The organism is Plantactinospora sp. CA-290183, from assembly GCF_050936375.1.
GTDB lineage: Bacteria > Actinomycetota > Actinomycetes > Mycobacteriales > Micromonosporaceae > Plantactinospora.
In genome coordinates, this window is the sequence record NZ_JBNJMX010000004.1 from 202150 (window position 1) to 225633 (window position 23484).

Annotated in this window: 22 protein-coding genes; 16 read left to right on the forward strand and 6 right to left on the reverse strand. The window is 74.1% G+C overall.

Going from position 1 to position 23484, the window contains the following annotated elements; translation table 11 throughout:
* The first annotated feature begins 2 nt into the window (after positions 1–2).
* The 3 genes from ACQEUR_RS11730 to ACQEUR_RS11740 all read left to right on the forward strand — a co-directional run bounded on the left by ACQEUR_RS11730 (position 3) and on the right by ACQEUR_RS11740 (position 1724).
* A complete protein-coding gene (locus tag ACQEUR_RS11730; protein WP_433029361.1) occupies positions 3–164 on the forward strand; it encodes a hypothetical protein in 162 nt (53 codons plus the stop codon).
* On the forward strand, positions 161–1099 hold the full coding sequence (locus ACQEUR_RS11735; protein ID WP_433029363.1) for a thiamine-phosphate kinase: 939 nt from the start codon (positions 161–163) through the stop codon (positions 1097–1099). Before ACQEUR_RS11730 ends, ACQEUR_RS11735 begins: the two co-directional genes overlap by 4 nt.
* Before the next feature lie 157 nt (positions 1100–1256).
* A complete protein-coding gene (locus ACQEUR_RS11740; protein ID WP_433029365.1) occupies positions 1257–1724 on the forward strand; it encodes a GNAT family N-acetyltransferase in 468 nt (155 codons plus the stop codon).
* A 119-nt stretch (positions 1725–1843) separates the two neighbouring features.
* Here ACQEUR_RS11740 and rpmB read toward each other — a convergent pair whose 3' ends face one another.
* Positions 1844–2035, reverse strand: coding sequence for a 50S ribosomal protein L28 (gene rpmB / locus ACQEUR_RS11745; protein WP_123555573.1), 192 nt, complete (start codon positions 2033–2035; stop codon positions 1844–1846).
* Between the two features lie 188 nt (positions 2036–2223).
* Here rpmB and ACQEUR_RS11750 point away from each other — a divergent pair, with 188 nt between their 5' ends.
* Positions 2224–4038 (forward strand): DAK2 domain-containing protein, encoded by a 1815-nt coding sequence (locus ACQEUR_RS11750; RefSeq protein ID WP_433029368.1) that lies wholly within the window; start codon positions 2224–2226, stop codon positions 4036–4038.
* Positions 4039–4129: 91 nt separating this feature from the next.
* Positions 4130–6388 (forward strand): ATP-dependent DNA helicase RecG, encoded by a 2259-nt coding sequence (gene recG, locus ACQEUR_RS11755; protein ID WP_433029370.1) that lies wholly within the window; start codon positions 4130–4132, stop codon positions 6386–6388.
* Between the two features lie 201 nt (positions 6389–6589).
* Here the strand turns inward: recG and ACQEUR_RS11760 are convergent, their stop codons facing one another.
* Positions 6590–7723: a cell wall anchor protein gene (locus ACQEUR_RS11760; protein WP_433029372.1), complete on the reverse strand. Its 1134-nt coding sequence runs from the start codon at positions 7721–7723 to the stop codon at positions 6590–6592.
* A 352-nt stretch (positions 7724–8075) separates the two neighbouring features.
* On the opposite strand from ACQEUR_RS11760, the gene rsmD reads away from it, so the two are divergent.
* The 8 genes from rsmD (at position 8076) to mutM (ending at position 13528) form a co-directional block, all read left to right on the forward strand.
* On the forward strand, positions 8076–8639 hold the full coding sequence (gene rsmD / locus ACQEUR_RS11765; protein WP_433029374.1) for a 16S rRNA (guanine(966)-N(2))-methyltransferase RsmD: 564 nt from the start codon (positions 8076–8078) through the stop codon (positions 8637–8639).
* Complete coding sequence (gene coaD, locus ACQEUR_RS11770; RefSeq protein WP_433029376.1) at positions 8636–9121, forward strand: pantetheine-phosphate adenylyltransferase; 486 nt, start codon at positions 8636–8638, stop codon at positions 9119–9121. Before rsmD ends, coaD begins: the two co-directional genes overlap by 4 nt.
* 198 nt (positions 9122–9319) lie before the next feature.
* Positions 9320–9817, forward strand: a complete 498-nt coding sequence (locus ACQEUR_RS11775; protein ID WP_433029378.1) for a hypothetical protein — start codon at positions 9320–9322, stop codon at positions 9815–9817.
* Positions 9818–9911: 94 nt separating this feature from the next.
* Positions 9912–10475: a YceD family protein gene (locus tag ACQEUR_RS11780; RefSeq protein WP_433029380.1), complete on the forward strand. Its 564-nt coding sequence runs from the start codon at positions 9912–9914 to the stop codon at positions 10473–10475.
* Between the two features lie 4 nt (positions 10476–10479).
* Positions 10480–10653 carry a 50S ribosomal protein L32 gene (gene rpmF / locus ACQEUR_RS11785; protein ID WP_433029382.1) on the forward strand — a complete coding sequence of 58 codons (174 nt, stop codon included), beginning with the start codon at positions 10480–10482 and terminating at the stop codon, positions 10651–10653.
* Between the two features lie 113 nt (positions 10654–10766).
* Complete coding sequence (locus ACQEUR_RS11790) at positions 10767–11741, forward strand: phosphate acyltransferase PlsX (RefSeq protein ID WP_433029531.1); 975 nt, start codon at positions 10767–10769, stop codon at positions 11739–11741.
* Positions 11738–12658 (forward strand): ribonuclease III, encoded by a 921-nt coding sequence (gene rnc, locus ACQEUR_RS11795; RefSeq protein WP_433029384.1) that lies wholly within the window; start codon positions 11738–11740, stop codon positions 12656–12658. The genes ACQEUR_RS11790 and rnc overlap by 4 nt, the downstream gene beginning before the upstream one ends.
* A 12-nt stretch (positions 12659–12670) precedes the next feature.
* Positions 12671–13528, forward strand: coding sequence for a bifunctional DNA-formamidopyrimidine glycosylase/DNA-(apurinic or apyrimidinic site) lyase (gene mutM / locus ACQEUR_RS11800; protein WP_433029386.1), 858 nt, complete (start codon positions 12671–12673; stop codon positions 13526–13528).
* Positions 13529–13564: 36 nt separating this feature from the next.
* On the opposite strand, the gene ACQEUR_RS11805 is transcribed toward mutM, so the two are convergent.
* Together ACQEUR_RS11805 and ACQEUR_RS11810 are read right to left on the reverse strand one after the other, a co-directional pair.
* Positions 13565–14428: an endo alpha-1,4 polygalactosaminidase gene (locus tag ACQEUR_RS11805; protein ID WP_433029388.1), complete on the reverse strand. Its 864-nt coding sequence runs from the start codon at positions 14426–14428 to the stop codon at positions 13565–13567.
* A 96-nt stretch (positions 14429–14524) separates the two neighbouring features.
* Positions 14525–15499, reverse strand: a complete 975-nt coding sequence (locus ACQEUR_RS11810; RefSeq protein ID WP_433029390.1) for a CAP domain-containing protein — start codon at positions 15497–15499, stop codon at positions 14525–14527.
* A gap of 578 nt (positions 15500–16077) precedes the next feature.
* On the opposite strand from ACQEUR_RS11810, the gene ACQEUR_RS11815 reads away from it, so the two are divergent.
* The 3 genes from ACQEUR_RS11815 (at position 16078) to ACQEUR_RS11825 (ending at position 20893) form a co-directional block, all read left to right on the forward strand.
* On the forward strand, positions 16078–16272 hold the full coding sequence (locus ACQEUR_RS11815) for a hypothetical protein (protein WP_433029392.1): 195 nt from the start codon (positions 16078–16080) through the stop codon (positions 16270–16272).
* A 422-nt stretch (positions 16273–16694) separates the two neighbouring features.
* The gene (gene smc, locus ACQEUR_RS11820) at positions 16695–20273 is read left to right on the forward strand and encodes a chromosome segregation protein SMC (protein WP_433029394.1); all 3579 of its coding nucleotides are present in this window, start codon (positions 16695–16697) and stop codon (positions 20271–20273) included.
* Positions 20273–20893 (forward strand): HAD-IA family hydrolase, encoded by a 621-nt coding sequence (locus ACQEUR_RS11825; protein ID WP_433029396.1) that lies wholly within the window; start codon positions 20273–20275, stop codon positions 20891–20893. Before smc ends, ACQEUR_RS11825 begins: the two co-directional genes overlap by 1 nt.
* Positions 20894–21013: 120 nt before the next feature.
* Here ACQEUR_RS11825 and ACQEUR_RS11830 read toward each other — a convergent pair whose 3' ends face one another.
* Both ACQEUR_RS11830 and ACQEUR_RS11835 read right to left on the reverse strand, forming a co-directional pair.
* Positions 21014–21532, reverse strand: coding sequence for a DinB family protein (locus tag ACQEUR_RS11830; protein ID WP_433029398.1), 519 nt, complete (start codon positions 21530–21532; stop codon positions 21014–21016).
* 92 nt (positions 21533–21624) lie between these two features.
* Positions 21625–23349, reverse strand: a complete 1725-nt coding sequence (locus ACQEUR_RS11835) for an alkaline phosphatase D family protein (protein WP_433029400.1) — start codon at positions 23347–23349, stop codon at positions 21625–21627.
* Positions 23350–23484: the final 135 nt, after the last annotated feature.

Here is a 23484-nt window from a genome sequence, read left to right on the forward strand (position 1 = left end):
CGATGAGCGATCGAATCGACCGGCTCGCGCCGGGCGGGGCCGGATCCGGGGCGCGCCGGGCGGCGGCGGGCCCACGGCACGCAACGGCCGGCGCCGTCGTGCGGGGGACGTCCCGCACGTCCCGGGCACCGGGCCGGCACGCGGACCGGCGGGAGGCGGCGTGAGCGTGGCACGGGCCGGCGAGTTCGGGCTGATCGCGCGGGTGACCGCGCGGCTGGCGTCCGGGCCCACCACGCTGCTCGGGCCGGGCGACGACGCGGCGGTGGTGCACGCGCCCGACGGGCGGGTGGTCGCCTCCACGGACGTACTGGTGGAGGGGCGGCACTTCCGGCGGGACTGGTCCACCGCGGTCGACATCGGGCACCGGGCGGCGGCGGCCAACCTGGCCGACATCGCGGCGATGGGTGCCGTGCCGACCGCTCTGCTGGTCGCGCTCTGTGTGCCGCCCGACCTGGAGGTGCAGTGGGCGGAGGAGTTGGCGGACGGGCTCGCCGCGGAGGCGGCCAAGGTGGGGGCGAGCGTGGTCGGCGGCGACATGTCGGCCAGCCCCACCCTGACGATCGCGGTCACCGCCCTCGGCGACCTCGGCGGGCGCGCCCCGGTCGTCCGGAGCGGGGCGCGGGCCGGTGACGTGGTCGCGCTGGCCGGTCGGCTCGGGTACGCGGCCGCCGGCTACACGGTGCTGTCCCGGGGCTTCCGTACCCCGAAGATGCTGGTCGAGGCGTACCGGCGGCCGGAGGTGCCGTACGGGGCGGGGCCGCAGGGGGCCCGGCACGGCGCGACCGCCATGATCGACGTCTCGGACGGGCTGCTCGCCGATCTCGGCCACGTGGCCACGGCCAGCCGGGTCGGGATCGACCTGCGCGGGCCCGCGTTCGAGGTGCCCGACCAGATGCGTGACGCCGCGCACGCGCTCGGCGTGGACCCGTTCGCCTGGATCCTCGGCGGTGGCGACGACCACGCCATCGTCGCGACGTTCCCGGAGGACCTGGGTCTGCCGTCGGGCTGGCGCCTGATCGGCCACGTCGTGCACGGCGCCGGCCTGACGCTCGACGGCCGCCCCTACAAGGGCCCCACCGGCTGGGACCACTTCCGCTGACCCCTCCACCCCCCATGATCGCCGTGATCAGGGAGTGCTTCGCGCGTGTCGTCGGCGTGTCCGGGTGACCGCCCCCTGATCAGCGCGATCATGGGGCGGTCGGGCCGGGTGGGCTGGCGGCGCAGGTAACGCCCGAAGGCGGTCGTACCCTTTACCCGTGACTGAGCTGGACATCCGCGCCGTACGCTACGACTCACCCGCCGCGCGACCGCTGGTCGAGGCGGCGCTGACCGAGCTGGGCACCCGTTACGGCGGCACCGGTGACGACACCCCGGTGGACGCGGGCGAGTTCGATCCGCCCTCCGGGGCGTTTCTGCTGGCGTACCTGGACGGCGAACCGGTGGGCTGCGCCGGCTGGCGGTCGCACGGCGAATCCGGCCGGGTCGCCGAGCTCAAGCGGATGTACGTGGCACCGACGGCCCGGGGGCGGGGCGTCGCCCGGAAGATGCTGGCCGCGATCGAGCGCTCCGCCCGGGAACACGGCCGCGCCCGGTTGATCCTGGAGTGCGGCGACCGCCAGCCCGAGGCCATCGCGCTCTACCAGGCCAGCGGCTACCAACGGATCGAGGACTTCGGCTACTACCGCAACGAGCCCGGGGTGCGCTCCTTCGGCCGCTCGCTCTGATTCGGCCGTACCGTCCCGTTTTGCCAAGCGGTGCGCGGGCACACGGAAAGCCGCCGGGGACGTGCCCCGGCGGCTTTCCGGACAGATGGTACGTCGGCGGGCGTCAGCCGCCCCGCGCGTCAGGCGCGGGCGACCTTGCCGGCCTTGATGCACGAGGTGCAGACCTGGAGCTTGCGGGTCGTGCCACCACCGGCCGGGGTACGCACCGACTGGATGTTCGGGTTCCAGCGACGGTTGGTCCGCCGGTGCGAGTGGGACACGTTGTGGCCGAAGCCCGGCCCCTTGCCACAGATGTCGCACACGCTAGCCACGGCATACTCCTGGAAATTGATCGTCCGTAAGGTTGCGGGCAGGGTGCTGCCCCGGCAACCTGGCCAGGTTACCCGATGCCCGGGCCGGTCGACCAGTCGGCTCCCGCCCGCGACGGCGGGGCCGACCGCGTCGACCGTAGTCAGCGCTGCGCGGCGGGGAGTCGGGGGGCGCCAGTAGGCTTCTCGCCGTGCTGCAGACCCTCGACGCCGCCGCCCTGCGCCGGTGGTGCGCGGGCGGGCTGGCCGCGCTCGAGCGGCACCAGGACGAGATCAACGATCTCAACGTCTATCCGGTGCCGGACGGGGACACCGGCACCAACCTCGTGCTCACCCTCAGCTCCGCCCAGCGGGCGCTGACGCCCGACGCCGACGAGGCGGGGCCGGATGATCCGTCGGCGACGCATCCCGCCTCCGAGACCGGTGCCGAGACCGGTGCCGAGACCGGTGCCGGGCCGTCCGGCCGGCCGGACGGCCCGGCGGCGACCGCCCGTACCTCGCACGGCCGGGTGCTGCGCCGGCTGGCCCGAGGGGCCCTGCTCGGGGCCCGGGGCAACTCCGGGGTGATCGTGTCGCAGCTCCTGCGCGGGCTGGCCGACGCGCTCTGCGACGTTCCGGTGGTGCGCGGCCGGGCTCTCGCCACGGCGCTGGGGGCGGCCAGCCGGGCGGCGTACGCGGCGGTGGCCCGGCCGGTCGAGGGCACCGTGCTCAGCGTCGCCGCCGCGGCGGCGGGTGCGGCCGAACGCATCGACTCCGACGACCTGCCGACGGTCGCCCGGGCCGCCGCGACCGCCGCCGGCCAGGCGCTGGCGCGGACCCCGCAGCAGCTGCCGGTGCTGGCCCGGGCCGGGGTGGTCGACGCCGGTGGCCGTGGCCTCTGCGTCCTGCTCGACGCCCTGGTGGAGGTGGTCACCGGCGCCGCGCCGGCCGGGGCGGCGGGCGTGGCGACGCCCGGGGCGGCCCGGCGCGCACGGCCGGCGACCGCCGCTCGGGAGACCGGCTCGACGGAGTACGCCTACGAGGTGCAGTTCCTGCTCGACGCCGAGCCGGCGGCCGTGCAGCGGTTGCGGGCGGAGCTGTCCCGGCTCGGCGACTCGCTGGTGGTCGTCGGCGACGGGGCGGGGCCGGGCGCGACGCCCACCTGGAACGTCCACGTCCACGTCAACGACATCGGCGCGGCGATCGAGGCCGGGGTGGTCGCGGGCCGCCCGTACCAGATCTCCGTGACCCGTTTCGACGACCGCGTCTCCGTGGCCGGTTTCGACGACGGCCCGGTGCCGCCGACCCCGACGCGACCGCCACGGCCGGGGCCGACGGCGACCGGGGCCACCGGAGAGCCCTCGCCGGCAGGTGCGCCGGAACGGGCGGCCGTCGTGGTCTCCGCCGGCGCCGGCCTCGCCGCGATCTTCTCGGCCGAGGGAGCCGCCGTGGTCGGGGGCAACCCGTCGACCGCCGAACTCCTGACCGCGATCCGGTCGACCGGCGCGCCCCGGGTGGTGGTGTTGCCGAACGACCCGAACACCCAGGCGGTGGCCGGTGCGGCGACGCAGGAGGCGCAGCGGTTCGGGGTACGGGTCAGCGTCGTGCCGACCCGGTCCCCGGTGCAGGCGCTCGCCGCCCTGGCCGTACGGGATCCGGCGCGCCGCTTCGACGACGACGTGATCGCGATGGCGGAGGCGGCCGGCGCCTGCCGGTACGCGGAGGTCTGCCACGCGAGCCGGGAGGCGCTGACGGTGGCCGGCCGGTGCGAGCCCGGCGACGTGCTCGGCCTGGTGGACGGCGAGGTGCACCTGATCGGCCAGGACCTGGTGGAGACCTGCGTCGCGCTGCTCGACCGGATGTTGGGCGGGGGCGGCGAACTGGTCACCCTGCTGCTCGGCGCGGACGCACCGGCGGAGCTGGCCGAGCTCCTGTCGGCGCACCTGACCCGGCGGTGGCCGTTCGTCGAGGCGCACCACTACTCCGGTGGTCAGCCGTTCTATCCCCTGCTGGTGGGCGTCGAATGACGAGGCCGACAGCGGCGCGGACGACGATCCTGACAGGGGTGCGGATGACGATGTCGGCAGGGGGCCGGACGACGATGCTGGTGGGGTGCGGATGACGGCGACGGAACCGGCCGGGCCGGACACCACGCTGCGGAAGCTGGTCGGGGAGAAGACGGCCAAGGCGCTCGGCAAGCACCTCGACCTGCACACGGCGGGTGACCTGCTCTACCACTTCCCGCGCCGCTACGACGAGCGCGGCGAGCACACCGACATCCGCTCCCTGGTCGTCGGCGAGGAGGTCACCGTGCTCGGCCAGGTGCAGCGCACGGCGGTACGGCCGATGCGCCAGCGCCGGGGCAACCTGCTGGAGGTGACGGTCGGCGACGGTTCGGGCGGGACGCTCACGTTGACCTTCTTCGGCAACCAGGTGTGGCGGGAGCGGGACCTGCGGCCCGGCCGATGGGGGCTCTTCGCCGGCAAGGTCACCGAGTTCCGGGGCAAACGCCAGCTGAACGGCCCGGACTACGTGCTGCTCGGCGACGTGGACGGCATCGGTGAGGCCGGTGCCGGTGGGGGCGGGGCCGATCCCGGTACGGCGGCGAGCGAGGAGATCGAGGAGTTCGCCGGGGCGCTGATCCCGGTCTACCCGGCCGCGGCGGCGGTGCCGACCTGGGTGATCGCCCGTTGTGTCCGGGTGGTGCTGGACACCGTCGCCCCGCCGGAGGACCCGCTGCCGGCGACCCTGCGGGCCACCCGTAACCTCGTCGGCCTGGGCCCCGCGCTGCGCGACATCCACCGGCCGGCCACGAAGGAGGCGCTGTACCGGGCCCGCCACCGTCTGAAGTGGGACGAGGCGTTCGCCGTGCAGCTGACGCTGGCGCAGCGCAAGTACCGGGCGGCGGCCTGGCCGGCGCGACCCCGCCCGCGCCGCGAGGCCGCGCTGCTCGCCGCGTTCGACGCCCGGCTGCCGTACGAGCTGACGGCGGGGCAGCGCCAGGTCGGGGAGGAGATCGCCGCCGACCTGGCGACCGCCCATCCGATGCACCGGCTGCTACAGGGCGAGGTGGGCTCCGGCAAGACCGTCTGCGCACTGCGCGCGATGCTCCAGGTGGTCGACGCGGGTGGCCAGGCGGCGTTGCTGGCCCCGACCGAGGTGCTGGCGGCGCAGCACTACCGGGGCATGCGCGACCTGCTCGGTCCGCTGGCCCGGGCCGGTGAACTGGACGGCGACCCGGACGGCACCCGGCTGACCCTGGTCACCGGTTCGCTCGGTGCGGCGGCCCGGCGGCATGCCCTGGCCGAGGTGGCGGCCGGGCAGGCCGGCATCGTGGTGGGCACGCACGCGCTGCTGTACGAGGGGGTCGACTTCGCCGATCTCGGCCTCGTGGTCGTCGACGAGCAGCACCGGTTCGGGGTCGAGCAGCGCGACGCGTTGCGGGCCAAGGCCGAGCAGCCGCCGCACGTCCTGGTGATGACGGCGACGCCGATCCCGCGCACGGTGGCGATGACGGTCTACGGCGACCTGGAGATCTCCACCCTGTCGCAGTTGCCGCGCGGGCGCTCGCCGATCGCCTCGCACGTCGTACCGGCGGCGGAGAAGCCGGCGTACCTCGACCGGGCGTGGCGCCGGCTGCGCGAGGAGGTGGCCGCCGGCCACCAGGCGTACGTGGTCTGCCCGCGGATCGGGGACCAGGCGGCGACCGCCGAGGAGGTGGGGGCACCGGGCGAGGCGGCCGGCCCGGGTGAGGACGGCCGGCGACCCCCGCTGGCGGTGGCGGACGTCGCCCCGTTGCTCGCCGACGGACCGTTGCACGGGCTGCGGATCGGCGTACTGCACGGCCGGCTGCCGGCGGACGAGAAGGACTCGGTGATGCGTACGTTCGCCGCCGGGGATCTCGACGTGCTGGTGGCGACCACGGTCATCGAGGTGGGGGTCGACGTACCGAACGCCACGGTGATGATCGTGCTGGACGCGGACCGGTTCGGCGTCTCCCAGCTGCACCAGTTGCGCGGCCGGGTGGGCCGGGGCTCGGCCGCCGGCCTCTGCCTGCTGGTCACCGAGGCGGTCGAGGCGTCACCGGCCCGGGAGCGGCTGGACGCGGTCGCCTCCACCACCGACGGCTTCCGGCTGGCCGAACTCGACCTGGAGCAGCGCCGCGAGGGCGACGTGCTGGGCGCCACCCAGTCCGGCCGCCGGTCGCACCTGCGGCTGCTCTCCCTGCTCCGCGACGCGGATCTGATCCGGGAGGCGCGGGTCGAGGCGATTAGCCTGGTCGAGGAGGACCCGGAGCTGGACCGGCACCCGGCGCTGGCGGACTCGGTGGCCGCCCTGGTCGACGCCGAGCGCGCCGAGTACCTGGAAAAGGGCTGAGTCCCCGCGGCCCTGGCCGCCGCTTCGCCCTGACCGGGGCGACGGCGCAGCACCGCGCGCGGGCACCGACTGCGGCGGTGGCCGCGCCGTCGACGATCGGGACATCCCACGTGCTGCCTGCCCGGCACACACGCTGAGGGCGCGCCGACCGTTTCCGGTCGACGCGCCCTCAGGCGGTGCGATCTAGCTGGTTGCTGCCGATCAGGCGGTGAAGGTCACCCGACGGCGGCGGGCCACCACGTAGAGGACGATACCGGCGACGAGCAGCAGCGCGGCACCGGCCGCGATGCCACCGGCAGCGGCACCGGTCAGCGGCAGCTCACCCTCGCCACCACCGCCACCGGACTCGCAGTTCTCCGGCTTCTCCCAGGCCAGCGGCTTGCCCTGCACACCCTCGGAGCTGGGCGTGACGGTCAGGCCCTCCTCGGCCGGGAACTTGACGGTCTCGACCTTGCCCGGCTCGACCGTGACGGTCTTCGCCTCGCCCTTGTTCGGGGTGAAGGTGACGGTGATCGACTTGCCGTCCTCCGGGTTGTCGACCTCCCAGACCAGCTCGTCACAGGTGAAGGCGTAGCTGAGGGAGGGCTCGCCCGGCTCGACGCAGTCCTCGGCCGCGGCCGGGGCCTTGTCGAAGAGCGGCTCCTTCAGCCCCTCCTCGGTCACCGTGACCTTGCTGGCGTTGGCCGCCGGCACCGTGACCGACTTCTCCTCGCCGGCCGGGACGGTGACCTTCTGCTCGAAGTCGCCGCTGCCGGCGACGGTGAACTTGGCCGGAGCCGTGGCGTCCTCGGCGTTGCTCAGCCGGACCACGACAGTGCCGTCACACTCGGCACCGACGGTGGCCGTCGGCTTCGAGGTGGCCGGCGGCGGCTCCTCCTCGTCCTTGGCGCAGGTGCCCGTGAAGGTGACCTGGGCGCGGACCGTGTCCCTCTCGTTGTGCTTGTTGTCCCACTCGGCCTTGACCGCCAGCGAGACGCCGGTGGTCTCGGCGGGGAGGCTCTGCTTGAACTCGATGTTCTTGTTGACCTCGTACGGGTAGTCTCCCCGCTCCGTGGTGGAGATGCCGGGGATCGACAGCTCCGACCGCGTCTCACCGACGAGCTTCTGAGCCTGGGCCTCGGTGAACCTGAACTTGCTCACCCCGCCGGGAGCGACGCTCCGGATGGTCCAGGTGACGTCCCATTCACCCGTGGTGGTGTTGCACTCACCCTTGACCTTGACCTCGCTGTGGTGGGCGCTCGCCGGCGCGGCGACCACCAGTGCGGCGGTCAGGCCGAGGAACGTGGCCCCGACGATGGCGAGCGGCCGCCGAAGCGGCAGCTTGGTACGGATCACGCGTACTCCTGAAAAAATGAGGGCGCCAAGATACGACGGGGGAGCGGTACAAAGGGGGTCACGGCCGGTATGGCGTGACCTGCGAGTACGCCTCCCTGACGTCGTAAGCCGACAGAGCGCTAGCCGGCACAGCGCACGACCTTAGCGACATCGGTGATCGCGGGACACCCTTCAGGGTTCTCTAACGATGATGTTGTTGATTCGAAATGATTGATATACCGGTGGTGACGGAGGTATTCCCCTCAGTGTGTGCGGTGTACCGATCTGTCCGTTCCCGGCCCATCTCCCGGTTTCCCCGACCGTCGCGTAGCGTCGGCGCCATGCAGAGGTCGGTCAGGCAGGGGGAGTGGGCATGACCCGGATCGTCGCGGGCGTGCACGGCGGGCGGCGGATAGCCGCCCCGACCGGTGGACGTACCCGCCCGACCTCCGACCGGGTCCGGGAGGCGCTGTTCAGCGCGCTCGACTCGCTGGTGGAGCTGGCCGGGGCCCGGTTCGCCGACCTGTACGCGGGATCCGGCGCGGTGGGGCTGGAGGCGCTCTCCCGAGGTGCCGCGCACGTGCTGCTGGTCGAGTCCGACCCCCGCGCGGCCCGGGTCATCCGGGAGAACCTGGCCGCGCTCCGGGCCACCCCGGACGCGACGCTGGTGACCGGCCGGGTCGCCCAGGTGCTCGCCACCCCGCCGCAGGACGGGCCCTACGACGTGATCTTCGCCGACCCGCCGTACGCGCTGGCGGAGGAGGAACTCGACGCGGCCCAGGTCGCCCTGGTCGGCAACGGCTGGCTGGCGACCGACGGTCTGCTGGTGCTGGAGCGGTCGAGCCGTACCCCGGACGTGCGCTGGGTGGAAGGGCTCACTGCCGAGCGCAGTCGCCGGTACGGCGAGACCACTCTTTGGTACGGTCGCCGATCATGAGACGTGCGGTCTGTCCCGGCTCGTTCGATCCGGTCACCAACGGCCACCTCGACATCATCGGTCGGGCCAGCCGGCTCTTCGACGAGGTCATCGTCGGTGTGCTGATCAACGAGTCCAAGCGCGGCCTGTTCACCGTCGAGGAACGGATCGAGATGCTCCGCGAGGTGACCGCCTCCTACGGCAACGTACGGGTGGAGTCGTTCCAGGGGCTGCTGGTCGACTTCTGCCGGACCCAGCGGGCGGCCGTCGTGGTCCGGGGGCTGCGGGCCGTCAGCGACTTCGACTACGAGTTGCAGATGGCCCAGATGAACATCGGGCTGGCCGGGGTCGAGACGCTCTTCATGCCGACCAGTCCGACCTACTCGTTCCTCTCGTCGAGCCTGATCAAAGATGTTGCCAAGTGGGGCGGTGACGTCTCGCCGCACGTGCCGGACGTGGTCCGGCGCCACCTGCGGGAGCGATTGACCACCCCGGGTTCCTGAGGTCCCGCCGGCGCGCCGGTGGTGCCGGCCCGTCGACGCCGGCGAGGCGCCGGTCCGGCCGGCCCCGGGCGGCGACGCGCCGGTTCCGGCCCGGTTAGTCACCTCCTCCGATGCGCACCGCATCATTGGTTCAGCAGCAACCCGGCCTGACGCCTCATCATGTAGGTCGACCGACGTAATGACAGGAGTGAGGTACCGGTGGACCCGCTCGATCGGATAGACGAGATCATCGGCCTGGTGGAAACGGCGCGTTCCGTCCCGATGTCGCGCAACAACGCCATGGTCGACCGCGCCGAGATGATCGGTGCCCTGGAGGAACTGCGCGTCGAACTGCCCGTGGAACTGCGCCGGGCGGCCGCGCTGCTGGAAGAGCGCGACAAGATCATGGACGCCGGCAAGCGCGAGGCCGACCGGATCATCAGCGAGGGCGAGGCGGAGCACGCCCGGCTGGTCTCGGTGAACGAGATCACCGTCTCGGCCGAGCACGAGGGCGCCCGGATCATCGCCGAGGCCCGGGCCGAGGCCCAACGGCTGCGCGAGGAGGTCGACGACTACGTCGACACCGCGCTGGCCAACTTCGAGCAGTTCCTGACCCGGGCGCTGGCCTCGATCGAGCGCGGACGGGACAAGATGCACGCGCTGCGCGAGATCGGTACCTTCGCGGGCGAGGAGAACGAGCGCCCGCTGCCCTTCTGAGCGGTTCGGCCACTGTCCCTGCTGCCCCCGTTCGACGATGGGCCCGCTGCTCAGGTAACCTGGCTCGTCGGCCCGCACAGGCCGGAGTCTGACTATGCCCAAACATCTGCCGACCCACCTCAACCCCAGGTCGCCGCTGGTCCTCGACACGAGGGACCTGCCGCGCCGGCCTGGAGTGCTGCGTACGGTCACGCGGACGATACCGGCACCGGCGGACCTCGGGGTGGAGCTGATCGGGGTACCGGAGGGTGCTGACCTGAGCCTCGACCTGAGGCTCGAGTCGGTGTCCGAGGGCGTGCTCGTCTCCGGGACCGTCACCGGTCCGATCGAGGGCGAGTGCGGTCGTTGTCTCCGCCCGATCACCGACTCGCTGGTCGTCACGATCCAGGAGCTGTACGCCTACGAGCGCAGCACCACGGACGAGACGACCGACGAGGACGAGGTGGGTCGGATTCAGGGCGACCTGATCGACCTGGAACCGGTACTGAGGGACGCGGTGGTGCTCGCGCTGCCGACCAACCCGGTGTGCCGGGAGGACTGCCCAGGGCTGTGCCCCGAGTGTGGGGTGCACTGGGACGAGCTGCCGGCTGACCACAGCCACCAGCAGGTCGACCCACGCTGGGCGGGCCTGTCGCAACTGACCCGTGAAGAGGAGTAGAACCGTGGCCGTCCCGAAGCGCAAGATGTCGCGCAGCAACACCCGGTCCCGTCGGGCGAACTGGAAGGCCACGGTCGTGGCGACGGTCGCCTGCCCGCAGTGCAAGTCGCCGAAGCTGCCGCACGCGGCCTGTGGTGTCTGCGGCACCTACAACGGCCGCCAGGTCATCGACGTCTGAATCGCCGACCTCGAGTGACGCCACCGACCGCCGGTCGGTCGGCGCACCCGCCCTGGCGACTGCCCGGTGTACCGGCTCCCGCCGACGTCGGCCGACTTGCGGCCGGCGTACCGATGGAGCCGGGCACCGTGCGGATCGCCGTCGACCTCCTCGGCGGGGACGATGCTCCCGCCGTCGTGGTTGACGGCGCTCTGCGGGCGTTAGGCGCCGACCCCGATCTCCGGCTGCTGCTCGTCGGTCCACCCGAGGTGGCCGACGGGCTGCTGGCTGCCCTTTCCGCGGCCGATCGCGGCCGGGTCGCGCTGTGCCCGGTTCCGGACGCCGCGACCGCCGCCGACACCGGCACGCCCCGCCGGCCGACCGGCCCGGTCCGGGTGGCGGTGAGCGCCGTGCTCGACGGGGCCGCCGACGCCGTCGTCTCCGCCGGCCCGACCGGCGACACCGTGACCGCCGCCGTGCTCGGTTTCGGCCGCTGGCCGGGAGTGCGCCGGCCCGCGCTGGTCGCCACCCTGCCGGCCCTGACCGGTCCCGTCGCGCTGCTCGACGTCGGCGGATCGCTGGAGGCGCGCCCGGCCACCCTGGCCCGACACGCCGTGCTCGGCGCGGCGTACTCGGTGGTCGCCCACGGCGTGTCCCGGCCGCGGGTCGGACTGCTCTCCATCGGTACGGAGCCGGGCAAGGGTGACCGGGCCCGCCGCGCCGCCGATCCGGTCCTGGCCGAGCAGATGCTGCCGGCCGACGCCCGCTACGTCGGCCTCGTCGAGGGGTACGACGTGGCGACCGGTGACCGCGCGGACGTGGTGGTCACCGACGGGTTCACCGGTAACGTGCTGCTCAAGGGGATCGAGGGCGCGTACGCGATGGCCGGCGGCCCACCGGCCGGTGGCGGCGCTCCGCGGGCCGCCGCCCTGCTGGGCGTGGCCGGTGCCGTGGTGGTCTGCCACGGTGCGGCCCGGGACGACGACGTCGCCTCGGGCATCGCGCTCGCCGCCCACCTGCACCGCCGCCGTGCGATCGCCGCGCTCGCCGCGCTGCTCGCCGAGCTGAACGGGAGCAACCGCATCACCGACACCGAGGTAACGGCATGACCAAGGACAAGCGGCGACGACCGCCGACCGGCCACCTGGAGACGGCGTTCGGCGTGGCGCTCGACCCGGAACTGCTGGAACGGGCGCTCACACACCGCTCCTTCGCGTACGAGAACGGTGGCCTGCCCACCAACGAGCGCCTGGAGTTCCTCGGCGACTCGGTGCTCGGCGTGGTGATCACCACGGCGCTCTTCCACAACCATCCGGATCTGCCGGAGGGTCAGCTGGCCAAGCTGCGGGCCAGCGTGGTCAACATGCGGGCGCTGGCGGACGTGGCCCGGCGGCTCGGGCCGGAGGGGCTGGGCCCCTACCTCCTGCTGGGCAAGGGTGAGGAGACGACCGGGGGGCGGGACAAGGCGAGCATCCTCGCCGACACCCTGGAGGCGCTGCTCGGCGCGATCTACCTCCAGTACGGGCTGGACACCGTCGCGATCGTCATCCACCGCCTCTTCGACCCGCTGATGGCGGAGTCGGCCGGGCGGGGTGCGGCGCTGGACTGGAAGACCAGCCTGCAGGAGCTGACCGCGGCGCTGGGGCTCGGCGTTCCGGAGTACCGGATCGACGAGGCCGGGCCGGACCACGCGAAGACGTTCACCGCCTGGGTGGTGGTGGCCGGCCGCAAGTACGGCGGCGCCGAGGGCCGCAGCAAGAAGGAGGCCGAGCAGCGGGCCGCCGAGGCGGCCTGGCGGACGCTCTCCGAGCCGGTCGCCGAGCCGGCCGTGGTGGGCGGCACACTCCCGCCCGGGGCGACGGTCACGCCGGAGTCGGTCGCCGCACCGGCCACCGCCACACCCGACGCCGCCGCACTCGACGCGCTGCCGGTGGACGGCCCCGCCGCGCCGCTGGACGGGGCGCCGGTCGATCCCACCCGTACCGCGGACGCCGGCTCCGCCGCGGCTCCGAGCCGGGCGAACTGACGACGGTGGCACATGCCTGAGCTGCCCGAGGTGGAGACGGTCCGGGAGGGGCTGTCTCGGTGGGTCACCGGGCGGCGGATCGCCGGCGTCGAGGTGTTGCACCCGCGCGCCGTACGCCGTCACCCGGCCGGCGGCGGGCACTTCGCGGCGGTGCTCGCCGGGCAGGTGATCGTGGACGTCCGGCGCCGGGGCAAATACCTCTGGCTGCCGCTGGACAGCGGTGACGCGGTCATCGGCCACCTCGGCATGTCGGGGCAACTGCTGGTCAAGCCGGCGGAGGCGGCCGACGAGACGCACCTGCGGATCCGCTTCACGTTCGACGACGGTGGTCCGCAGCTGCGTTTCGTGGACCAGCGCACCTTCGGCGGGCTCTCGGTCTCGGAGGGCGGGGCGGCGCTGCCGGCCGAGATCGCGCACATCGCGCGGGATCCGATGGACCCCGACTTCTCCGACCCGGAGTTCGTCGCGGCGGTACGCCGGCGGCGTACCGAGGTGAAGCGGGCGCTGCTCGACCAGACGTTGATCTCCGGCGTCGGCAACATCTACGCCGACGAGGCGCTGTGGCGGGCGAGACTGCACGGCGCCCGGCCGACCGAGGCGCTCACCGGCCCGGCGATCGGCCGGCTGCTCGGCCACGTCCGGGACGTCCTCGGCGAGGCGATCAAGCAGGGCGGGACCAGCTTCGACGCGCTCTACGTCAACGTCAACGGCGACAGCGGGTACTTCGACCGGGAGCTGAACGTCTACGGGCGGGAGGGACTGCCCTGCCGCCGGTGCGGTGCGCCGATCCGGCGGGAGCCCTTCATGAACCGCTCCTCCTACAGCTGCCCGCGCTGCCAGCCCCGGCCCCGTACCGCCGCCCGGAGCTGACTCCACCGCCGGCGACCGTGCGGCGGGTACCGCCGGTCAGGCCGGGCAGACGTCGCGGCGGGCGCCGAGGTCACGGTCCTTGCGGATCGAGGCGAACCCGTAGCCGCGGGTGGTGGTGCAGAAGTCGGCGATCGCCGCCCGGTACTCGACGTGGAAGACCGGCTTGCCGGCCTCCACGAACGGCAGCAGCCGCTGGCACTGGCGGCGCCGGAAGCAGTCCTCGGTGACGGCGAAGTCGAAGGCGGGCTCCAGCGCCAGCGCCTGGTCGAGGTCGTTGGTCAGGCCGGGGGAGAGACCCGTGTTGCGGGCCAGCGCCGCGAGCCGGCGGTTGAAGCGGAGCTGGTCGTCGAAGGTCAGCGGAAAGCCGGAGCGGTGGGCGTACCCGTCCATGCCGGCCGGCAGTACCGCGGTGAAGCCCTTGCCCCGGCAGAGCCGGAACCGGTCGGCCAGGATCGGTTCGAGCGCCGACCACTGCCGGATGTCCAGCCACCGGCCGTCGTTGGTCCCGGTCGGCCGGCCCAGCACGGCGGCCGGGAACCGCCCCGCGTCCGGGCGGAAGTCGTGGTGGATGCCGGCCTCGACGTAGCAGACCAGCCACCGGTCCAGGGCGCGCAGCCGGTAGATGTCCTCCACCGGGGTGCGGAACCCGTCCAGCGCGAAGACGTCGGCGTCCACGGTGACGTCGACCGGGCCGGTGAGCTGCCACTGCCAGCTGATCGCGGGACCGGTCGGCCCGGGGCGGCCGGCGGACGCCCGGATCGGGAAGGGCCGGCACGCCGTGGCCGCCGGCAGCGCCAGCGCGAGCACGGTGAGCAGGGCGAGCCCCCGGATCCGGCCGGGGCGGTCGCCGGAGCGCCCCGGCGGCCGTCGCCGCGGGCGTCGTCGGTCGGTGCCGCCCACCCGCATCTCAGTGCGCCGTGGTCTTCACCAGCCGGACACCCCCTCACCGGGCTCAACGACCGGCGAGGCGGTCCGGCACGGCCGCCGGGGGCCGGCTCAGGCCACGGAGCCGAAGATCTGGGTCCAGTACAGGCGGTCGTCGGCCCCGGTCGCCACCCCGACCCCCATCGCCCGGGCGTCGCAGTTGAGGATGTTGGCCCGGTGGCCGGGACTGTTCATCCAGCCGTCCATCACGGCGGCCGGGCTGGAATAGCCCATGGCCACGTTCTCGCCGATCGGACTGCGGTAGCCGGCCCGCCGGGCACGCTCCACGAACGTGCTGCCGTCGCTGCCGGTGTGCGACATGTTGGTGTGCTCGCCCTGGTCCTGGCTGTGCAGGCGGGCCGCCTCGGTCAGGTCGTCGTTGCGCACGACCGCGCCGCAGCCGTTGGCCGCGCGCTCCCGGTTGACGATGGTGAGGACCTGCTCCTCCCGGCTGTCGCCGGCCGCCTCCGTGCGGCTCGCGGTCTGGCTGGGCGTACGCCGGGCGGGCGAGCTGGCGGTCCGGGACGGCGTACGGGCGGCCGTGACCCGAGCCGTCGGGGAGGGCGGCGGGGCGGTGCTGGTACGGCTGGTGGGCTCGGGTGCGGCGGTCGGCACCTCGGTGGCGGGCTCGGGTACGGCATCGGCGGCGGGCGGCTGCACCGGTCCGGCCGCGTCCAGGGCCTGGTCCGGCCGGGCGTCCCCCGGTGCGCTCGTGAGGCTGGGCGGCAGCAGCGCGGCACCGACGCCGAAGAGGCCGAGCAGGACGGCGACGGTGAGCGCGAGCGCCAGCGGGCCGGGCAGCCGGCTCGGGCGGCGGTGTCGGCCGTGGCCGCCGCGCCGGCCGGCGTCACCGTGCGTCGGGTGGCCCGGCGGATCCGCCCGGCCCCGCCCCACCGTGAAGGAGCCGAGGTCGGTCTCGACGTTCCCGCGCGTCGACCCCCGCGCCGGGTGGCCCGGCCGCTCGGGCGGGTACGCCGGCCGTTCGCCCGGGCCGGTCGGCCACCGGTCGGCCCCGCCCCGGTCGATCGGGTCGTCCCATTCCCGCACGCGCACGCCTCCTCCGCTCCGCCGTCGGTCCGCCTCGCCGACCGTCGGCCCTTGATCCGCCGCCCGGCCGGTTGCCGGGCCGCCGCCCCGGGCTGAGCCTCCGGGTCGGCTCCTGATCGGCGCCGAGACGCCGCCGGAACGCCTGCTCGGGCTGTCCGGGCAGGTCGGCGGACCGTCCGGACGCTACGCCGGCCCGCTGGCCCGGGCAACGCGGCTAAGGAAGATATAAGGGGAGGTCGGAGGCGGTTGCACGGCCGGAACGGGGCCGGACGCCGGCGGGACCGGCCCGGTGCGCGCGGGGGCCGGGCGTCGGTCACCACCGGGGCGTCGACGGTCGATAGACTCGACGCCGTCCGAACAGCGACCCGGCTCGTCCCTCGCCCGGTCCCGGTCGGCGGTGCGGTCAACGGCACACTGCTCGTGTTCCGGCGGAACTTGACTCAGCCGGGACATCGGCACACTATAGAAGTGTCGCCAGTCGCGCCCGACCATGTCCGCCTTTCGTCGCGGATGGGTAGTGCGAACGAGTTGGGCGCGCGTTGGCCGGCCTTTCCGGCAGCGCATTACAAGGAGACGAAATGGCGAAGGCCCTCTACGGCCACGTTAGTGCGGCGCCCGACCGGCGCCTGCTCGACGAGGTCACCCGGTTGCGTGCCAGGGTTCAGGCACTGGAGTTCGAGACGACGCGGTTGCGTGCCGAAAATGACCGGCTCGCCGCGGCCGTTGCCGAGGCAGACGACCTGCTCCGGCTGGCCGAGCCCGCGCTGACGTGATCTCCGGGCGCCGGGCGACCGGCGCCCCCGTCTGAACAACTCCATCGCATCAAGAAATCGCGCGCCGACACATCCGTGGCGGCGCGCAGTTCTTTTCCGGATCGGTGCCGCCGCCCCGCCCGCTACGCCATGGTGCCGCCCCTGGTCACGCTATCGGCAGGCATTATCGGCCGATCCGATACGCTGACCGGTGCGTGCCGCGTCGTGGCGCACGCCGCCCCGGGTTACCCTGCGGGTTGACCAGGCTCCCCGCGCCGGGCGCAAGCCGGTGGGGTCCGCGCTCGAAGGCGCGAGGCGGACCGGGCCGGAGATCCGGGGCGCGGGTGCCGCCCGACCGGCCAGCGGGGCCGACCGGGACCGGAGTGGGCGGATCGGCCAGCGGGGAGTCCGCCCGGCGGTCACGTCGGACGAGGATCGAGAGCGTGTATCTCAAGAGCCTGACGGTGAAGGGTTTCAAGTCCTTCGCCTCGAGCACGACCTTCAAGCTGGAGCCGGGGATCACCTGCGTGGTGGGACCGAACGGTTCCGGCAAGTCGAACGTCGTCGACGCCATCGCCTGGGTGCTCGGCGAGCACAGCGCCAAGGCGTTGCGGGGCGGCAAGATGGAGGACGTGATCTTCGCCGGCACCGCCGGCCGGGCACCGCTGGGCCGCGCCGAGGTCACCCTGACGATCGACAACACCGACGGCGCCCTCCCGATCGAGTACACCGAGGTGTCGATCACCCGTCGGATGTTCCGCTCGGGTGAGAGCGAGTACGAGATCAACGGGGACTCCTGCCGGCTGCTCGACATCCAGGAACTGCTCTCCGACTCCGGCATCGGGCGGGAGATGCACGTCATCGTCGGGCAGGGGCAGCTGGACGCCGTACTGCACGCGAAGCCGGAGGACCGGCGGGCGTTCGTCGAGGAGGCCGCGGGCGTACTCAAGCACCGCAAGCGCAAGGAGAAGGCCCTGCGCAAGCTGGACGCGATGCAGGTCAACCTCAACCGGCTGACCGACCTCACCGCCGAACTGCGCCGGCAGCTCAAGCCGCTGGGCAAGCAGGCCGAGGTGGCCCGCCGGGCGCAGGGGATCCAGGCCGACCTGCGCGACGCCCGGCTACGGCTGCTCGCCGACGACCTCGCCACCCTCCGCTCGACGCTGGACAAGGAGATCGCCGACGAGACGGCCCTGCGGCAGCGGCGCGAGCAGGTCGAGCAGGAGCACCACGAGGTCCAGCGCCGGTTGGCCGACCTGGAGACCGAGCTGGCCTCCGACGCTCCGCTGCTGGCCCGGGCCCAGGACACCTGGTACCAGCTCTCCGCGCTCACCGAGCGGTTCCGCTCCACCGAGCAGCTGGCCCGGGAGCGGCTGCGGCACCTGAGCGCCACCCCGGACGACGAGCGCCCCGGCCGGGACCCGGACCAGCTCGAAGCCGAGGCCGAGCAGGTGCGGGCGCACGAGGAGGAGCTGCGTGCCGCGCTGACCGAGGACCAGATCCGGCTGGCCGAGGCGGTGGAGAGCCGGCAGCAGCTCGAACGCCAGCTCGCCGAGGCGGAACGGGCGCTGGTCGTCGCCGCGAAGGCCATCGCCGACCGGCGGGAGGGCCTGGCCAAGCTGACCGGGCAGGTCAACTCGGCGCGGGCCCGTACCGGCTCGGCGGCCGAGGAGATCCAACGGCTGGTCGCCGCGCACACCGACGCGCAGGCCCGGGCCGCGCAGGCGCAGGCCGAACTCGACGCGGTGGCGGAGCGGTCCAGCGAGGCGGACCGGGACAACGCGGACCTGGACGCCCGGCACGCGGAGGCGGTCGCCGCCCAGGAGACGGCGGCGGCCACCGTACGGGCGTTGTCGGACGCCGAACGCGCGGCGGAGAAGGACGCGGCGACCTGGAAGGCGCGCGAGGAGGCGCTGGCCATGGGGCTGCGCCGCAAGGACGGTGCCGGAGCGCTGCTGGCCCGGGGGGACGAGGTGCCGGGGCTGCTGGGCAGCCTGGCCGGCATGCTCACCGTCGAGCCGGGGCACGAGGCGGCCCTGGCGGCGGCGCTGGGCGGCCTGGCCGACGCGGTGGCGGTGGCCGGGGTCGACGAGGCCGTCGAGGCGATGCGGCTGCTGCGCATCTCCGATGCCGGACGCGCCGACCTCCTGGTGGGTGGTCCGGCCGGGCCGGGCATGCTGGGCTCGGCCGACTCGCTGCGCCCCGCGCTGCCGGACGGCGCACGCTGGGCCCCGGACCTGGTCGGCTGCCCGGAGGACGTCCGCCCGGCGGTGCACCGGGCGCTGCGCGACGTGGTCCTGGTCGAGGACCTGGCGGCGGCGGCCCGGGTGGTGGCGGCCAACCCGCAACTGCGCGCGGTGACCCGCGACGGCGACGTGCTCGGCGCGTACGTGGCGGCGGGCGGGTCGGCGAAGGCGCCCAGCTACCTGGAGGTGCAGGCCGCCGTCGAGGAGGCCCGGATCAACCGGGCAGCCGCCGAGCAGAGCAGCGCGGAGCTGCGCGAGCAGCTCGACGACGCGCGCGCCGAGGTGGCGGAGCACAAGGCGGCGGTCGCCGCCGCGGCGGCGGTGAAGCGGGAGGCGGAGGGGCAGCGCAACGCGGCCGCCCGTCGGCTCGCCGAGCTGGGTGCCGCCGCCCGTTCGGCGAAGGCGGAGACCGAGCGGCTCGCCGAGTCCCGGTCCCGCGCCGAACAGGCCCGGGAACACGACCTCGCCACCCTCGCCGAGCTGGAGGAGCGGCTGCGGCTGGCCGAGGCCACCCCGATCGACGCCGAGCCCTCCACCGCCGAACGGGACGAACTCGCCGCGTACCTGCCGCCGGCGCGGCAGAACGAGATGGAGGTCCGGCTCGCGGTGCGTACCGCCGAGGAGCGGGTCGCGTCCATCGCCGGCCGGGCCGACTCGCTGGCCCGGCAGGCCCGGGCGGAGCGGGCCGCCCGCGAGCGGGCGGCGGCCCGCCGCGCGGCCCGGGTGCGCGGGGCCACCATCGCCCGGGCCGTGGAGATCGGCGCCCGGGAGGCGCTGACCCGGCTCGCGGTCTCGCTCGCCGCCGCCGAGGAGCACCGGGACGAGGTGGCGCTGGCCCGGTCCGCGCGGGAGGCCGAGCTCCAGGAGGTACGCGGCGCGGCCAAGCGGCTCGGCGCCGACCTGGAGCGGCTGACCAGTGCGGTGCACCGGGACGAGGTGGCCCGCGCCGAGCAGCGGCTGCGGATCGAGCAGTTGGAGGCGAAGGCGGCCGAGGACTTCGCGCTGGACGTGGAGACGCTGGTCGCGGAGTACGGCCCGCAGCAGCCGGTCCCGCCGAGCCAGGCCGAGGTGACCGCGGCCGAGCGGGACGGCCGGCCGGTGCCGGAGCCGGTGCCGTTCGAGCGGCCGGTGCAGGAGAAGCGGGCCGCGAAGGCGGAGCGGGAGCTGGCGCTGCTGGGCAAGGTGAACCCGCTGGCGCTGGAGGAGTTCGCGGCGCTGGAGGAGCGCTTCAAGTTCCTCTCCGAGCAGCTGGAGGACCTCAAGGCCACCCGCCGGGACCTGCTGACCGTGGTCAAGGACGTGGACGACCGGATCCTGGAGGTCTTCGCCAGCGCGTTCGCCGACACGGCCCGGGAGTTCGAGCAGGTCTTCACCGTGCTCTTCCCGGGCGGCGAGGGGCGGTTGGTGCTGACGGATCCGGAGGATCTGCTGACCACGGGGGTGGAGGTCGAGGCCCGGCCGCCGGGCAAGAAGATCAAGCGTCTCTCGCTGCTCTCCGGCGGCGAGCGGTCGCTGACCGCGGTGGCCATGCTGGTCGCGATCTTCCGGGCCCGGCCCAGCCCGTTCTACATCATGGACGAGGTCGAGGCGGCGCTGGACGACGTCAACCTGGGCCGCCTGATCACGCTGCTGGCCCAGTTGCGCGCGAAGAGCCAGTTGATCATTGTTACTCACCAGAAGCGGACGATGGAGGTGGCCGACGCCTTGTACGGCGTGACCATGCGCAGCGGCGTGACCCAGGTGATCAGCCAGCGGCTCAACGACGAGGAGGACTGATGCCCCGGGAACGCCCGACCGCGGTGCTACTGGACCTGGACGGGGTGCTGCGTTCGTGGGACCCCGAGGTGACCGCCGGAGTGGAACGCCGGCACGGGCTGCCGGCCGGCGCGATCCTCGACACCGCGATGCGGTGGTCCCGGCTCCGCCCGGCGGTGGCCGGCGAGGTGAGCCACGCCGACTGGGTGACGAGCGTGGCGGAGGCGCTGGCCGGGCCGGCCGGCGACCCGGAGAAGGCCCGGGCGGCGGTGCAGGAGTGGCAGGACTACCGCGGCGAGGTCGATCCGGACGTACTCACCTTCGTCCGGGCCGCCCGCGCCGCCGGCCTGCGGGTCGGGCTGGCCACCAACGCGACCGACCGGCTCGACGCCGACCTGGCCGCACTGGCCCTCACCGACGAGGTGGACACGGTGGTCAACTCCGCGAGGCTCGGGGTGCACAAGCCGGCGAAGGAGTTCTTCCAGCAGGCGTGCCTGGCCATCGACGTGCCGCCGGCCAGGGTGCTCTTCGTCGACGACGAGGACCGGTCGGTGCTCGGCGCCCGGGCGGCCGGCCTCTCCGCGTACCGGTGGACCGGTCCGGCCGACGCGCGCTACCTGCGGGCGGTACTCGGCGTCTGATCGCCGTCGATCACCGGGGCGGTCCGGGATGCCGTGCGACGGTATCGCGTTCCGCCGTTCAACCAGCTCACCGCGAGCGCGTTCCGCTCCGGGGTGGCCAGCGCCGCAGCCGCACCGTCCTCACTCGCCGGTGGCGCCGTCGATCCGTTCGCGGAGGAGGTCGGCGTGCCCGTTGTGCCGGGCGTACTCCTCGATCATGTGCAGGTAGACCCAGCGCAGGCTGACGTCCCGGCCCTTGGGGCTGACGAACGTCTCGTCGAGCGAGCGGCCGGCCGCCGTCTGGCGGGCCAGCTCGATCTCCTCCCGGAAGGTGGCGAAGTCGGCCTCCGGGTCGGCGTCGATGATGTCCTCGAACTCGCGGTCCGGCTGCTCCGGCGTGAAGTACACGTTCGGCAGGTCAAGCCCGGCGAACTGCTGGCGGAACCAGTACCGCTCGTTGTCGGCGCAGTGCCGGACCAGACCCAGCAGGGTCATCCGGGAGGGCTCGACGCTGGCCGTCCGGAGCTGCTCGGCGGTGAGGCCGGCACACCTGGTCAGCAGGGTTTGCCGGTGGAAGTCGAGCCAGCCGTCGAGCATGGTGCGCTCGTCGGCCACCACGGGAGCCGGGTCGCGGTCGGTTTCCGGGGCGGTCCAGGTCATCCGGACATGATCGCACGACCGCCGGCGCCGAAGAGCCAGCGCGGTCGACCGGGCCCCGGGCCAGGCGGTCAGGCGGTCAGGCGGTCAGGCGGTCAGGCGGTCAGGCGGCGGTGGGCGACCGGTTGCAGCCGCCCCTCCCGGGTGGTGCCCTCGATGACCACCTCGGCGGAGCGCCGGTCGTGCCGCAGCGTGCTCACCGCGTTGCCGAAGTACGGCCCGTCCAGCCGGCGCCACCCGATCGGCGGGCGGCGGATCCCGGCCGAGCGGGCCAGCGCCCGGGTGGCCAGGGCCGGCCCGCGCCACCAGCCGAGCCGCATCAGCGGGCGCATCGGGGCGGGCACCTGGTTGTGGATGGGCGAGCAGGTCAACTGGTGCACCGGGGTGCGCATCCCGGTGCCGAACCGGGCACGGGCGACGTACGAGTGGTGCACGTCACCGGAGAGCACGCTGATCGACGCCGGCGGCCGGTACGCCGGTCCGGCGCCCACCGGATCGTCCGGGTGGTCCGTCGGGCCGGTGCCCAGCCGGGCGAAGACCATGGCCAGCGCGTCGAACGAGCGGCGGAACGCGGCCCAGTGCTCCAGGTCGAGCGCCCGGCGCAGCCGTTCGGAGAGCGCCGCCACCCGGGGGCGGGGCGAGTCGGCGAGCCGCTCGTTCCAGGACTCCAGGTGGTGGATGCCCGGCGGCAGGAGCCAGGGCAGTGACGAGCCGACGACCAGGTGGTCGTAGTCGCCGTGCACCCGGTCGGTGAACCAGGACCACTCGGCGGGCGGCAGCATCGCCCGGTGCGTCCGGTCCAGCACCCGGCTGCACCGGTTGTCCAGCACCACGAGCCGGGTGCGGCCCACGTCCAGGGCGTAGCTCCACTGGTACCGGCCGGCCGCGGCGGCCTCGGCCGGTGTCTCACCCCGGCCGAGCGCGGCGTCGTACTCGGCCGCCTCGGCGTCCACCCGGTGGCCGAACTCGCGCAGCACCTCGGTGGCGTCCTCGGCCGCCACGACCTTGGCGTAGACCGGGTCGGCGGCGATCTCGTCCGGGGACAGGTTGCCGAGGTGCTGGTAGACCCAGTAGGAGGCGAGCCCGCTGGCGACCCGCTCCGGCCACCACGGCTGGGCGTGGGTCTCCGTCCGCCACGGCGCCGAGGTGTTCCAGTCGTCGATGATCTCGTGGTCGTCGAAGATCATCACGCTCGGCACGGTGGAGAGGAGCCAGCGGATCTCCGGATCCCGCCACGACTCCAGATAGAGCTTGGTGTACTCGTCGAAGCTGACCACCTGGTCGACCGGGGCGTCCGCCCGGCGGTTGCGGCGCCGCCGCAGCAGCTTGCGCACCGTCGGCGAGGTCTGGTCGGCGTACACCTGGTCGCCGAGCAGCACCAGCAGGTCGGGCCGGTCGGCGTCCGCGCCGGACCCGGCCATCAACCGCCGGGCGTACGCGTCGAGCGCGTCCGGGGGCAGCCGCCGCGCGGTGGCGTGCTGGGTGGTCTCCCGGCACGACCCGAAGACCAGGGTGGCCCCGGGATCGCCCTCGGGGCGGGTGTGGATCACGCTCGGCGGGAACGTCGACCCCGGTTCCGGCCAGACCTGCTCGTCGTCGAGGAGCACCTGGTACGGTGCGGCCGAGCCGGGCGTGAGCCCCTCCACCACCACCAGCGCGTAGTGGTGGTCGAAGGCGGTGAAGGTGGGCGCCTCGCCGCTCGCCCCGTCCCGGGTACGCACCCGGACCAGCGCCGGCCCGCTGCTCTCCACCCAGACGGTGGCCCTGGATCCGACCACCCGGCGAAGTACCGGGCCGATCAGCAGCCGAGCGGTGGGCATGGCGGAACCTCCGAGCGGGTGGTGGGCGGCGGGCGGCGGATTCCCGTCCAGCCGGTTCCTTACCGCCGGCTGGCTGGCGCATCCCTCCTGCTGGCCGGCGTACCCGGCGGACGCCGCCGGAATCTGGCGGCGAGC

What these genes read in the sequence shown, in the direction of transcription:
- ACQEUR_RS11780 (WP_433029380.1), top strand. Translation starts at nt 9,912, where the DNA reads ATGCCCAAACATCTGCCGACCCACCTCAACCCCAGGTCGCCGCTGGTC.
- rnc (WP_433029384.1), top strand. Translation starts at nt 11,738, where the DNA reads ATGACCAAGGACAAGCGGCGACGACCGCCGACCGGCCACCTGGAGACG.
- ACQEUR_RS11790 (WP_433029531.1), top strand. Translation starts at nt 10,767, where the DNA reads ATGGAGCCGGGCACCGTGCGGATCGCCGTCGACCTCCTCGGCGGGGAC.
- ACQEUR_RS11830 (WP_433029398.1), bottom strand. Translation starts at nt 21,532, where the DNA reads ATGACCTGGACCGCCCCGGAAACCGACCGCGACCCGGCTCCCGTGGTG.
- coaD (WP_433029376.1), top strand. Translation starts at nt 8,636, where the DNA reads ATGAGACGTGCGGTCTGTCCCGGCTCGTTCGATCCGGTCACCAACGGC.
- rsmD (WP_433029374.1), top strand. Translation starts at nt 8,076, where the DNA reads ATGACCCGGATCGTCGCGGGCGTGCACGGCGGGCGGCGGATAGCCGCC.
- recG (WP_433029370.1), top strand. Translation starts at nt 4,130, where the DNA reads ATGACGGCGACGGAACCGGCCGGGCCGGACACCACGCTGCGGAAGCTG.
- ACQEUR_RS11825 (WP_433029396.1), top strand. Translation starts at nt 20,273, where the DNA reads ATGCCCCGGGAACGCCCGACCGCGGTGCTACTGGACCTGGACGGGGTG.
- ACQEUR_RS11730 (WP_433029361.1), top strand. Translation starts at nt 3, where the DNA reads ATGAGCGATCGAATCGACCGGCTCGCGCCGGGCGGGGCCGGATCCGGG.
- mutM (WP_433029386.1), top strand. Translation starts at nt 12,671, where the DNA reads ATGCCTGAGCTGCCCGAGGTGGAGACGGTCCGGGAGGGGCTGTCTCGG.
- ACQEUR_RS11835 (WP_433029400.1), bottom strand. Translation starts at nt 23,349, where the DNA reads ATGCCCACCGCTCGGCTGCTGATCGGCCCGGTACTTCGCCGGGTGGTC.
- ACQEUR_RS11815 (WP_433029392.1), top strand. Translation starts at nt 16,078, where the DNA reads ATGGCGAAGGCCCTCTACGGCCACGTTAGTGCGGCGCCCGACCGGCGC.